The sequence below is a fragment of the Sphingobacterium alkalisoli genome, from assembly GCF_005049105.1.
GTDB lineage: Bacteria > Bacteroidota > Bacteroidia > Sphingobacteriales > Sphingobacteriaceae > Sphingobacterium > Sphingobacterium alkalisoli.
Genome location: NZ_SUKA01000011.1, coordinates 63825 through 77022 on the forward strand (window position 1 = coordinate 63825; position 13198 = coordinate 77022).

A 13198-nucleotide genomic window follows, 5' to 3' on the forward strand; every position below is an offset into this window, starting at 1 on the left:
TAATTCAAATTTACCTGCTATATTTGATAATTAGTAATACCATTTTTATCAACAATTGATAACCATGAATTATCAGATAGAATTAAGACACCTTATATATTTCCAGACACTAGCAGAAGAATTACATTTTCGTAAGGCAGCGGAAAGATTGTTTATTTCACAGCCGGGACTTACACGTCAAATAAAACAGCTGGAAGACATTTATCAAGTCAAGTTATTTGATAGAGGGAAGCGCTTTGTTCGGCTAACCGAAGCCGGACAATATATGAAGGCGGAAGTAAGTGCAATTCTACAACAGGTGCGGCAGATGGAGGAGCAGCTTATAAAAATAGGCGAGGGCAAGCAAGCTTCACTACGAATAGGCTTTATCGGTTCGGCAGTACAAGGAGTTTTGCCTGATATATTACTGAAAATAAAACAACTATTTCCTTTAATGGATATTACCTTGCAAGAACTCTCCAACGAAATACAATTGGATCTATTGTCTAAAAATGAACTCGAATTTGGTTTCATCAGAATAAATAGTAATCCCACAAACCTGCAACTAAAACCATTGCTAACCGAACACTTTAGCTTGGTAGTTCCCAACAACTATCCTATCCAAAGCGATAATTTCACCTCACTGGAAGCATTCAAAAATGAATCGTTTATTCTTTTTTCTAAAGAATACAGCTCAACGTATTATGATCTGGTGATGAGTATATTTAAAGACCATAGCTTCGCACCCAATGTCGCTTTAAGATCGGTGAATGCGTTGAGTATATTTAGCCTGGTGGCCCAAGGTTTAGGTGTGGCTATTGTACCGACCTCGCTGAAAAAAGGATATGAAATAGCCGTCAAATTTATTGAACTCGATACCATTCCACAACGGACCACACTATCATTAGCTTGGAATGAAACAAATAGAAACGTTGGGATACCACTCTTTTTAGAAGCATTGGAATAATTTTGCGCCTCTATGAAGGCCCACTATTTTTAGCAATTGACATATAATTTCGAGATTTGTATTACACTGTTAAGAAACACGACACGCATGGAATACTTGCGCGTCGTGTTTCTCTATATTTAATTTACTTAATATCATTAACTTTTTCTACCCGAACTATTTTATGCGTCGCTTTCTTTTGCTTCGTGAGTTGTACCGTATGATTACCTAGAAGCGGCGCTATAACTAAGCCTACTAAACAAGTTAATTTAATTAAAATATTCATAGAAGGGCCTGATGTATCTTTAAACGGGTCACCCACGGTGTCTCCTGTCACCGCAGCTTTGTGTGCTTCGGAGCCTTTATAAGTCATTTCTCCGTTTATTTCTACCCCCGCTTCAAAAGATTTCTTTGCATTGTCCCAAGCACCTCCGGCGTTATTCTGGAAAATAGCCCACAGCACACCTGAGACGGCTACCCCTGCCATATACGCTCCTAACGCCTCGGCCCCCATCACAAAGCCAACAATTATTGGCGTGATGATCGTCATGGCGCCTGGCAACATCATCTCCCGTAACGCAGCTTTGGTTGATATCTCTACACATTTACCATATTCGGGCTGTCCTGTCCCTTCCAATATTCCCGGAATCTCCCTGAATTGACGGCGTACTTCATTCACCATATCCATTGCAGCCTTACCCACGGACTGCATCGCCAATGCCGAAAAAACAACAGGAATCATTCCACCTATAAATAATGCCGCCAACACATCCGCTTTAAAAATGTTAATTCCGTCAATGCCAGTAAATGTTACGTAAGCCGCGAATAATGCAAGTGCCGTCAACGCTGCTGACGCTATCGCAAATCCCTTTCCTACGGCAGCTGTTGTATTTCCTACAGAATCTAATACATCAGTACGCTGGCGAACCTCTTTCGGTAGCTCACTCATTTCGGCGATTCCCCCTGCATTATCGGCAATAGGGCCAAATGCATCTATCGCCAACTGCATGGCTGTAGTGGCCATCATCGCGGATGCAGCGATAGCTACACCATAGAAACCAGCTAAGGAATAGGATCCCCAAATTGCAAAGGCGAATAATAAAACGGAAGAAAATGTTGACATCATTCCTGTAGCCAATCCAGCGATGATATTGGTTCCTGCACCGGTAGAAGAATTTCGAACAATATTCAAAACAGGCTTTTTTCCTAATCCTGTATAATACTCGGTGAATGCGGAGATCAATCCGCCTACTGCCAGTCCCACAAGGGTAGCGTAAAATATATTCATCCGTGGCACATCTTTGTATCCCTCGCCAAAAAATTTCATCTGAATCGTTTCTGGCAACATATAAGTAATAAGGCAAAAGCAAGCCACAATCGTTAAAAAAATCGCTACCCAATTGCCTGTATTTAATGCTTTCTGTACCTGAGCCTCTTTCGCATCATTATTTGCTATTTTCACGAAAAATGTTCCGATGATAGATGCTAAGATTCCCACCCCCGCTATCACAATTGGTAGAAGGATGGGGCCCATACCTTGAAAAGCGTCGGTATATGCTATGCCCGTTGCTTCACTCATATCTTTTATAATATAATTGCCCAATACCATAGAAGCTAATACGGTAGCGACATAAGAACCAAATAAATCTGCACCCATTCCAGCTACATCGCCCACGTTATCTCCGACATTATCAGCAATGGTTGCAGGATTACGTGGATCATCTTCTGGTATACCCGCTTCAACCTTACCTACCAAATCTGCTCCGACATCGGCGGCTTTGGTATATATACCACCTCCAACGCGTGCGAACAACGCGATAGACTCTGCTCCCAACGAAAACCCGGCAAGAGCTTCTAAAACGACCGTCATCTCACCATAAAAATTTCCACCTTCGGTGAGAAACATTTTTAAGAAAAGTAAAAAGAAAATACTTAATCCGAGCACCGCTAGTCCCGCCACGCCTAATCCCATTACAGTCCCTCCAGAAAAAGACACTTTCAATGCTTGAGGCAGGCTGGTTCTCGCAGCTTGGGTCGTGCGGACATTACTTTTGGTTGCAATGCGCATACCTATATTTCCGGCTAGCGCCGAAAAAAAAGCACCAAATATAAACGCTACAACAATAATCCAGTGCGTGGTATCTACCAACGTAGACACTATGAAGAGCGCTATGGAGGCAATAGCAACAAAAATCAAAAGAATACGGTACTCTGCTTTTAAAAAAGCGAGTGCGCCCTCTTGAATACTTTTAGCTATAGTCTGCATACGAGCGTCTCCGGCATCTTGTCTGCTGACCCACGTCGCTTTCGTCATCATATAAATAAGTCCCAAAACAGCTAAAACTGCGGGTAAATAAATAATATAGTTTTCCATACAAAGTTTATTTGGTTATTAGTTAAAGCTATTAAAAAATCTGGGAGAAATAAAATGCTTTAACAAATTCTTTTTGAATATATTCTAAAGTCGTTATCTTCCTATCCAATAATACATTTCCTCTTCTACTCTTACTTCGTCTTCTTCGATGAGTTCTCTGAGGATTTTGATCTTGTCATTTTCTCTTCCGATAGAGATGTTGTCGATTAATTCGTGTAGAAGCAGTGCTTTTTCTATAAGTAGTACTCGAATTTCTTGACGGATTTTTCCCGTTTGTCCTTCTTTGTGCTTTCGTACCAAGCACAAATCGCATTCTCCACACGGTTCGGCATTTTCTTCTCCAAAGTAGTGTAACAAAGCTATACTTCGGCATTCTTTTGTATCCAAGTAATAATAAATTGCTTTCAGTTGTTCTTCTTTGATTTGCTTCCGTTCCTGAATAAAATCAATATCAATGTAGAGGTTCTTATAATCTACCCGACTTTGTAAAAATTGGAGCTGAGGTTTATCCGTACTTTTAATATACGAACTTATCTGTTGCTTTTCTAATCCAATAAGCAATTCTACTACAACATCGAAAGGAATACCTAGCTTTTTAGCAAATTCAAACTCATTAATAGGAACATATAAATCGAAGACCCCTCCATATGTTCGTAAAATAACTTTTATCAGTGAATCGTACTTAGCAGATTGAACTTGAAACTTATATAACTCTTGGTAATCTACTTCAAATTTAAAGCGAGAAGGTATATATACTGCTTCAGAAACCGCCAACCACCCGTCTCTTTCCAAAAATTTTAGTGCACTGATTGTCTGCAAAAGGTCTGTTTCATATTTTTTGCAGAAATCGACAATATCGAAATCGAAGGTCGCACCACTCCCAGCTCCATAAGCAATCTGATAATAATTACCTAAACAATGATATACCTTTTGAATAAAAGAAATTGCGGGGAAACTAGATGTTAACGTAGTCCACAATCGATCACGATCATCTTGTCGATAGAGCATGACTGGAAACGCTTTTTTATCGTCTCGACCGGCTCTTCCGGCTTCTTGATAATACGCCTCCAAGGAATCTGGAATATCCAAATGAATTACAAAACGTACGTCGGATTTATCGATTCCCATCCCAAAAGCATTGGTTGCTACAATTACACGAGTTTTGTTTGACATCCATGCATTTTGCTTTTGTGCTCTATCCTTAAGAGCCAAACCTGCGTGGTAATAGTCTGCAGGCACACCATGATTAACCAATACTCGCGCTACTTCCTGTGTTTCGCGCCTATTTCGCACATACACGACCCCACTGCCCCCCATCTTCTTGATAATTCGAAGCATACGCCCCATTTTATCCTCTTCTTCAAACGCCATATAGCCCAGATTAGGCCTTGCAAAGCTTTTGCTTAATACATTGGGGACTTTAAAATGAAGTTGTGCTTGTATATCCTTTATTACACGGGATGTTGCTGTCGCGGTAAGTGCCAAAATGGGGACAGTGGGATGTAAGTCACGTAATTGATTTAATTGTAAATAAGATGGTCTAAAATCATATCCCCATTGCGAAATACAATGGGCTTCATCTATTGCAAATAGGTTGACTTTCATATACCTAATTCGCTCCCTTACCAACTCAGAGTATAGGCGTTCTGGTGCTAAATAGAGAAATTTAATGTTTCCAAAAACACAGTTATCCAATGCAATATCAACCTCTCGATAAGACATTCCTGAAAAAATCGCAAGGGCTTCGATTCCTCTTCCGCGTAAATGTTCAACCTGATCTTTCATCAACGCAATTAGCGGACTGATGACGATACAAATACCTTCTTTCATCATCGCAGGAACTTGGAAGCAGATCGACTTGCCGCCACCGGTCGGCATCAGGGCGAGCGTATCTCTTCCTTGTAAAACAGACTGAACAATATCCTCCTGTAAAGGTCTGAATTTATCAAACCCCCAGTATTGCTTTAGTACCGAAAGAATATTCTGTTCCATACGCTATTGCTCCTCCCAAACATAAGCAAAATTATTTTTTAAGAAATAACTTGAATTGATATTTTCAACTAGTTCTAACTTAATTTTAGACAGTGTTTTATCCGAATTACTTCCATCAAAAAGAAAAAGCGAAGGATATGTTTGCGATTTCACTTCCGATATTACATTATAGTTGTTTTTTCGCCATAAAACAACGTCAATTCCTTTTAAATCAATTTCGTTTAACTTTTTTTCTAAAACTAGAATTTTCTTACTTCCAAGAGATAACATATAATTATTTCGCTGAGTGGGAGGAATGGTGTAGAATTTTATTTCTTCTTCCCTGGCGTATTGCCGAAGGTGAGGCAACACACTGTATCTAAGTGTGGGATGATTTAAAGAGTCTAAACTGGAGAATAAGGCAACATTACCATTATGTATTGTAGCTACTCCTAAAGCCGAACGCAGATTGTATACTGCAATCCCTTTGTAAGTCATTTTTTCCATTGCCTGAAAAGAAGTCAAAATGGACAACATAAATAACATCATGCAGAGCACCTTGAATGCTTGTTTATTTCTATAATTAAGCGCATAAATCAGAAAGATTAGCATCAAAAAAGCGAGTAATACTTCTAAGGGTGCCCAGCTTATGCCTTTTACAGCTGCTACAGGTAATGAGTCGAACCATTTTAAACCGTATAGTGAGAAACGAATAACATACGCTAAAATCTCGCCTAAACAGCTATTTATCTCGTGAAAAGGAATCAAAGACAATCCTAAACCTAAATACATAATGATTGTACTGGGTAAGGCAATAAAAAGGTTGGCGAATAAAAAATAAGTAGGGAATTGTCCAAAATAATACAATACAGCTGGCAGGGTGAATAGTTGAGCAGCAAGGGAAACATAGCTGTATTCGACTACCCAACTTAGGTATTTAGACCGCGGTTTATATAGCCTCTTCAATATAGGGTGAAAAATTAGAATACCTGTGATTGCCAAGTAAGAAAGCTGGAAACCGACATCAAATAAATATTTAGGTTGAAAGAGAAGGATAAAAAACGCAGAAGCAGCAAGCGTATTCAATCCGTTTTGTCTTCGTCCCGAGCCGACAGAAAACAAGAAGAACGTAATCATGATCCCGGCTCGCAAAATTGGTGGTGCCATACCGGTAAGAATTACATAAGCCCACACGCATAACAAAATTATAAAACAACGTATAAATCGCCCGTAAGGAAATCGGTCAATCCAACCCAAACAGACAGTCAAGAAACCAAACACCAACCCTACATGAAGCCCCGAAACACTCAAAACATGGATAGTACCAGTATTCGTAAACGCATCTAACGTTGCAGCATCTAGTTGTGATCTAGAACCAAAGATCAGTGCTATAGCCACATGATAAGCTTCTTCATGTTTAATAAACACCCTAAACTTCGAGACTAACTTTTCCCTTAGGGCTAATGCAAAAGAGAGGATTTTATTCCCAGATCGCTCACCCAACATCACATAATCCCCACCTTCTAATAATGATTGATGCCAAATATTCCTATTTTGTAAATATGCCTTATAATTGAACTCTTCCGGGTTATAAGGTGGCGCGAGGGAATCAAAAGTATTTGAAATAGCAACGTGATCGCCATAATTAAATGATTGGTCAAGAGACGAATCCCGCAACACTGTTACCATTATCTTACCTTCGGACGCTACATACTTACCCTCCTCTATCAGGTTCGTGACGGACAACGGAAAGCGAATCGTTTTCTGCTTAACGACTGGCTCATCAATGATAATACCTTCCAGTTGTGAACTTGTGTACCGACTGAAGTGTGTTTCTTTCAAATTCGGAAGTTCCCGGACAATTTGCCAGACGCCTATTAGAAATGAAAAACTATAGAACATAAAAAAATACACGCCTCTAAAAATTCTTTGTTTCCGGAAGAAAAAGGCCATTATGAAACAAGCTATAACGGAAATTAATATAGAATACAAAAAGGTATATCGTATAGCATTCCAAAAAAACATTTGGCTGCAAGCGATTCCAATACAATAAGGTATCACGAGCCTTAAAAATGGTATTTTCTGGATCGAAAAATCTACAATCTGCCGTTTTACCATTGCCATCTAAGCTGAACTTTAAAATCAGATTTACGGTTACCTTCTATACGATCTAATGCTGACCCCACAATCTCTCGATCCCGATATTTAGTTAGGGAATATCTCCCCCATACATCTACATCCTTCCTAATCCGCCATCTAATATTTAGATAAGTACGAATACCTTTACCATAATACATTGGAAAGCTAGAGGCATATAAAACATCATTTTCATAAGAATAAATCCGGGAATTATAGGATTCGGTGTGAAAGTAGGCAAATCGGATATTGGCATTTAATTTATTGCTCCGGCCTTTCCAAAATACATCTTGATAGGCTATCCAACCTGAACTTTTTTCGTCTCTTTCTTTTTCGTATAAAACCACTTCTCCCCTCGTCCTCACGGTCCATATCCGATTTAATTTATATTGAAACTCAGTGCGTATTTGATTACGAATCACATCCGCGAGTAGGTTCTCATTACGGCCAACTAAATCCAAATTTTCTTGTTTGAATCTGTGTCGATATCGCATAGAAACTTTACCTATTTTATACCAGTTGTAAGTGAACTGACTTAGAAAATCAGTGCCACTGCTCGGCGCGTCTGCACGGAAACGCAACCATGGGAACCGAAAAAAATCAACATAGTTGACCCACTCTATTACACGAGATGGATGATAAATAACCCCTGCATATATCCCTTCTTCGTTACTAACTCGGGACGTCTCACCCAAGGATTGAGCGAAAAATTGATGGTAGTTCCGTTGATAATATCTATAATTCACAATCGCCGACACCTTAGGGTGAAGACTAGAGATAATTCCGTTATTCGCTGCAAACCCGCCTCTGAAACTATACGCCGTTTCACCATACATATATGTATTTTGATACGTATAATGATAGTGTATGCCTACCTGATCTAAGCTCCTTCCTTCAAAGTCAAACTGTTCTCGCATACCGTCACCTTTCGTAATGCGGCCATTAAAGGAAGTGTGCATATAAGTGACTCCTGCTTTGAAGCGTTTAAAATGGTAGGTAACATTCATACCTGAAACAAACTGCCTTATCGTATTACGGTAATCAAGCTCAGTTGGAGTGCGATGTAAGCCACTGTAATTTATTGTAGTAATGTGTTTTCCTGTAACATCTTCGATTAAATTACCCGAAAGAGAATTGTAGGCCACGAAAGGTGTAATTTCAAAATCCTTAACCGCCAACTTGGCGGAGATACCCCGCTGAAAATTACTTTCGTTCATCGAAGAATAAGGTTTGAGTCCGACACCTTGACGCGCCGCACTCCCTATCCAAGCGCCTTTTCCAAAACTCAAGCCATTCCATGTAACCAATCCTTGTCCAAACTGCAACCCATAATCTCCTACTACAATTTGCTTGACATTTCTGCTAATATCGTTCAACGTGATATGTCCCGAATAGAAGTCAAATCCATACTTCTGCTTTTTATTGAAAAATGGTTCTCCAGCATCCTTTTCCATATTCAAAGCGAGCCTTATTTTATTTTCGAAATTCATCCTGTAGCGGACTGCATAACGATCAGGATTCCCAAAATACCTCGAACGAGAAGAATCTTGAATAAAATATCCAGCCTGCTTCTCGATAACTCGTCCATAGCGCATCATAAGCATGTGCTCACTAACGTTAATTAATCGTCTAAACGTAAACTCTTCCAATGCAGTTTGCTCTAGGACGGTCACAAAAGGTTGAATACGTTGGATAGTCTGTAAATCGAATCCGGGAATCCCTTGTAGCTCACGAATAGAAACAAATTTTCCAGATATACTACGGTGGACAAGCAGATTTTCTATTTGTTGCGGAGACAGAAAAATCAAATTATTCAGATCATTTCGATCTGCTTTATTAAGATCTAACGGATGTCGCGTATAGTAAGCCAGTTTCTCCGTTAATTCACTCAAATCGTCGTTTTCCCCCAAGTCATCACTCAGCTGCTCCATGAGTAACTCCTCTACCTCTTCTTGTTGAGCCAAGGCCTGAAACGAAAAATTTGAGAATACGAGAAAATATGCAAATGTTCTAAAAATCATAAGCGATGCTAATTTGAGGAGATGTACCAAGTTTAGGATGAAAAGAAGAAGCCATATCAATTTGAATTTTATTTAAAACCAATCCTAATCCGGCGAAATATTGCATCGGATTGGATGCTGCTCCAGTTCTAATTTTGAATCTATAATCGAAGGAATACGAAAGTCCCGCCCTGTAGTTAATTTTACTCTGAGAATCATAATAGATATCTGAAGCCAGACTCAATTGATCCGATATGCTATAGTTCATTCCTAAACCAACCTCACACGGTATTCGCTGTTCTACATCTTCCTGATATTGGGAAGAGGTTATATTCCGAAAGAGTGCACCCAAAAATAGATCTGGCGTTATGCCCACTTGAAACCCCAAATCGACAGAAAATGTAAAATCATTTCCATAGTTCTTAACATAATACTGGTGATAATTTAGTCCTACAGCAGAAAAAAACAGGTTTCCGAATCGCCGCGCGTAAACTCCCCGAACTGTTGATAAAGTAGATACTCCCGCTATACCATAGCTATTAACACCTAATCCTATTCCACCTAAAAATCCGATAGGGATATTCAGATAGGCTGCTTGAGATTGGATTTCGGACGAAAGAAAATGCTGCTGATAGGCGATTGCGATGCTAGCACTAGCTAATGGTGCGATACCCGCCGGATTAAGACCTACACTATATAGAGATTGGCTCGCCAATCCAGTATTTCCCATGCCTAAAAAAGGAGCAGCGTTAAAGGACTGTGCGTGTAGATGACCTGATATTAGCAATAGTAAGATTACCCTTGTAAACATATAATTTAAGTAATTGGTAAACCTAAATTTAGCAAAAATATTTTAATATTTCAAAACGGGTTGAAAATATTATACATTTATCTGCAAAACAGTCTAATAGGGCAAAAAAAAAGAGCCAGATTAAAAATCTAGCTCTTCTCACTATAAATTGTAAATATTATATATCTATTTTAGCGTATCGTGCATTTTTCTCAATAAACTCACGTCTTGGCGCCACTTCGTCGCCCATCAACATAGAGAATACACGATCGCATTCAGCGGCATTGTCAATAGTGACTTGTCGCAGTGTTCTATGTTCTGGATTCATCGTAGTATCCCACAATTGCTCTGCATTCATCTCCCCTAAACCCTTGTAGCGTTGTACATGTACGCTATCTTCTTTTCCATTACCTTTTATACGATGTATAGCAGCAAGACGTTGATCTTCGGTCCAAGCATATTCTGAATCCTTTCCTTTCTTGACCAAATAAAGAGGAGGAGTTGCAATATATACATATCCGCGTTCGATAAGTTCGCGCATATACCTGAAATAAAACGTCAAGATCAGGGTGGCAATATGACTACCGTCGACATCGGCATCCGTCATGATAATAATTCTATGGTACCGAAGTTTTGCAATATTCAATGCTTTAGGATCCTCCTCCGTACCGACAGATACACCTAATGCTGTAAACATATTTTTAATCTCTTCATTCTCATAGATCTTATGCTCCATTGCCTTCTCCACATTGAGAATCTTACCCCTTAATGGCATAATAGCTTGATAATGACGATCACGACCTTGTTTTGCTGTACCTCCTGCAGAATCACCCTCTACGAAGAAAATCTCGCATTTTACGGGATCATTGCTCGAACAGTCGGCAAGTTTACCAGGTAAACCTGAACCACCCATCACCGTCTTACGCTGAACCATCTCGCGTGCCTTACGAGCTGCAGCTCGAGCTTGAGCAGCTACGACTACCTTTTGAACAATAATTCTTGCCTCACGCGGGTTTTCTTCCAAATAAGCACTTAAAATCTCACCTACAGTGACATCTACCGCACCCATTACCTCGGAATTACCTAATTTAGTTTTTGTTTGACCTTCAAATTGCGGCTCCGCTACTTTCACAGAAATAACTGCTGTAAGTCCTTCTCTAAAGTCATCTCCAGTTATCTCAATTTTAAGATTCTTTAAAAGTCCTGAATCATCTGCATACTTCTTTAACGTACGAGTCAATCCGCGACGGAAACCTGCTACGTGTGAACCTCCTTCAATCGTGTTGATATTGTTTACATACGAATGGACATTCTCTGTATAGGTATCATTATATTGAAGAGAGAGTTCAACAGGAATGCCCTGTTTTATCCCTTCAACATAAATTGGTGTGGGGATAAGCGAAGTACGATTACCGTCTAAAAACTTAACAAATTCCTGCAGACCACCCTCCGAATGAAAGACCTCCTTTTTTTCGGTGCCATCCTCATTTGGCTCGCGTTCATCTACAAGGGACAACGTTATTCCTTTATTTAAGAAAGATAATTCACGCAAACGATTAGCAAGAGTATCATAATTATATACCGTGGTTTGGGTAAATATTTCCGCGTCTGGTTTAAACGTTATAATCGTTCCTCTTTTTTCGGAGGAGCCAACCTCTTTAACATCATACATCGGTTTACCCCGCTCGTATTCTTGATTATAAACCTTGCCCTCTCGGTGTACTTCGGCCTTCAAATGAACAGACAATGCATTAACACAAGATACACCAACCCCGTGCAGACCACCGGATACTTTATAGGTATCTTTATCAAATTTACCACCGGCATGCAATATCGTCATTACCAACTCAAGTGCAGACTTATTTTCTTTTTTATTTATTCCAGTAGGAATACCCCGGCCATTATCTTTTACAGAAACGGAGTTGTCCTTATGGATGGTAACCAAGATATCATCACAATAACCCGCAACAGCCTCATCTATAGAATTATCAACCACTTCATAAACCAAATGGTGCAAACCTTTTACGCCGGTATCACCAATATACATGGATGGACGCTTACGCACTGCCTCTAAACCTTCTAATACCTGGATATTATCAGCAGAATACGAAGATGCATTCTTATTTTCTTCACTCATGGAATTATTTTAAAATCAGAATTTCTTAACTCCCAAAAATACAAAAAATTAAGGAATTAATCAAGCTTTTGAAGTCTTAAAATACGTTAATAAAACCATAATTTTTCGACTTTTAAACACCGAAAAATGATTTTTTGATTTTTTTATAGTAGGTTTGCTATTCAAACTGAAAATCAATAATAGAATGAATAAATTACTATCAAATTTCGCAAAAGTAGCGCTAGGATTAATTATTGTAGCTTCCGCTTCATCTTGCAATCAAGGAACAAAACCGACTTCAACAAAGGCAAATGATTCAACTTCAGTTGGCTCCCAACAAACCGAGGAAAAAATCGTATATATAAACTCGGATTCACTATCAGAAAAATATGAATATTTCAAGGATATCCGCGCAAAACTTGAATCTAAAGTAAAAAAGGCTCAATCCGATTTACAATCAAAAGGACAAGCCTTCCAGAGAGAAGTGGCGGATTATCAGCAAAAAGCCGCGACCATGAGTGCTTCAGACCGTCAGGCCACAGAGGAAAAATTAGCACGTAAACAAGATGAATTAGGTCGACTAGACCAAAACGCTTCTAGCGCTATCGCACAGGATGAAGCGACAGAGTTCAATAATGTTTATAATTCGATTACTGAATATTTAAAGAAACATGCTGCAGACAACGGCTACACCTTAGTCCTTACTTATTCTAAATCAAACCCCACCGTACTGTTTGCTGACTCTAAATTAGAAATAACAAATGAGGTTATTGACGCGCTGAACAAAGAGTACAAAACGAAAAAACCCACTGAGAAAAAATAAGAATAATGATGTTAAAAAGGTGGTTCTCTTTATAAAGAACCACCTTTTTTTATGTCCATTTGT

At 39.2% G+C, this 13198-nt stretch carries 8 protein-coding genes; 2 read left to right on the top strand and 6 right to left on the bottom strand.

What is annotated here, in order from left to right:
- Window positions 1–64 precede the first annotated feature (64 nt).
- Entirely contained in the window at window positions 65–946 is an 882-nt protein-coding gene (locus FAZ19_RS22665) for a LysR family transcriptional regulator (RefSeq protein ID WP_136823060.1), read from the top strand.
- Window positions 947–1070: 124 nt separating this feature from the next.
- On the opposite strand, the gene FAZ19_RS22670 is transcribed toward FAZ19_RS22665, so the two are convergent.
- From FAZ19_RS22670 to gyrB, 6 genes are all read right to left on the bottom strand, one after another.
- Window positions 1071–3299: a sodium-translocating pyrophosphatase gene (locus tag FAZ19_RS22670; protein WP_136823061.1), complete on the bottom strand. Its 2229-nt coding sequence runs from the start codon at window positions 3297–3299 to the stop codon at window positions 1071–1073.
- A 93-nt stretch (window positions 3300–3392) separates the two neighbouring features.
- Window positions 3393–5291, bottom strand: coding sequence for a RecQ family ATP-dependent DNA helicase (locus FAZ19_RS22675; protein WP_136823062.1), 1899 nt, complete (start codon window positions 5289–5291; stop codon window positions 3393–3395).
- A gap of 3 nt (window positions 5292–5294) precedes the next feature.
- Window positions 5295–7394, bottom strand: coding sequence for a ComEC/Rec2 family competence protein (locus FAZ19_RS22680; protein WP_136823063.1), 2100 nt, complete (start codon window positions 7392–7394; stop codon window positions 5295–5297).
- Window positions 7382–9427 carry a helix-hairpin-helix domain-containing protein gene (locus FAZ19_RS22685; protein ID WP_136823064.1) on the bottom strand — a complete coding sequence of 682 codons (2046 nt, stop codon included), beginning with the start codon at window positions 9425–9427 and terminating at the stop codon, window positions 7382–7384. Before FAZ19_RS22685 ends, FAZ19_RS22680 begins: the two co-directional genes overlap by 13 nt.
- Window positions 9417–10217 (bottom strand): PorV/PorQ family protein, encoded by an 801-nt coding sequence (locus tag FAZ19_RS22690; RefSeq protein WP_136823065.1) that lies wholly within the window; start codon window positions 10215–10217, stop codon window positions 9417–9419. Before FAZ19_RS22690 ends, FAZ19_RS22685 begins: the two co-directional genes overlap by 11 nt.
- Before the next feature lie 157 nt (window positions 10218–10374).
- Window positions 10375–12333: a DNA topoisomerase (ATP-hydrolyzing) subunit B gene (gyrB, locus tag FAZ19_RS22695; protein WP_136823066.1), complete on the bottom strand. Its 1959-nt coding sequence runs from the start codon at window positions 12331–12333 to the stop codon at window positions 10375–10377.
- A 184-nt stretch (window positions 12334–12517) separates the two neighbouring features.
- Here gyrB and FAZ19_RS22700 point away from each other — a divergent pair, with 184 nt between their 5' ends.
- Window positions 12518–13135 carry an OmpH family outer membrane protein gene (locus FAZ19_RS22700; protein WP_136823067.1) on the top strand — a complete coding sequence of 206 codons (618 nt, stop codon included), beginning with the start codon at window positions 12518–12520 and terminating at the stop codon, window positions 13133–13135.
- The last annotated feature ends 63 nt before the right edge of the window (window positions 13136–13198 follow it).

Excerpts from the sequence above, each read along its gene's own strand:
- FAZ19_RS22665 (WP_136823060.1), top strand. The coding sequence starts at position 65 with ATGAATTATCAGATAGAATTAAGACACCTTATATATTTCCAGACACTA.
- FAZ19_RS22670 (WP_136823061.1), bottom strand. The coding sequence starts at position 3,299 with ATGGAAAACTATATTATTTATTTACCCGCAGTTTTAGCTGTTTTGGGA.
- FAZ19_RS22675 (WP_136823062.1), bottom strand. The coding sequence starts at position 5,291 with ATGGAACAGAATATTCTTTCGGTACTAAAGCAATACTGGGGGTTTGAT.
- FAZ19_RS22680 (WP_136823063.1), bottom strand. The coding sequence starts at position 7,394 with ATGGCAATGGTAAAACGGCAGATTGTAGATTTTTCGATCCAGAAAATA.
- FAZ19_RS22685 (WP_136823064.1), bottom strand. The coding sequence starts at position 9,427 with ATGATTTTTAGAACATTTGCATATTTTCTCGTATTCTCAAATTTTTCG.
- FAZ19_RS22690 (WP_136823065.1), bottom strand. The coding sequence starts at position 10,217 with ATGTTTACAAGGGTAATCTTACTATTGCTAATATCAGGTCATCTACAC.
- gyrB (WP_136823066.1), bottom strand. The coding sequence starts at position 12,333 with ATGAGTGAAGAAAATAAGAATGCATCTTCGTATTCTGCTGATAATATC.
- FAZ19_RS22700 (WP_136823067.1), top strand. The coding sequence starts at position 12,518 with ATGAATAAATTACTATCAAATTTCGCAAAAGTAGCGCTAGGATTAATT.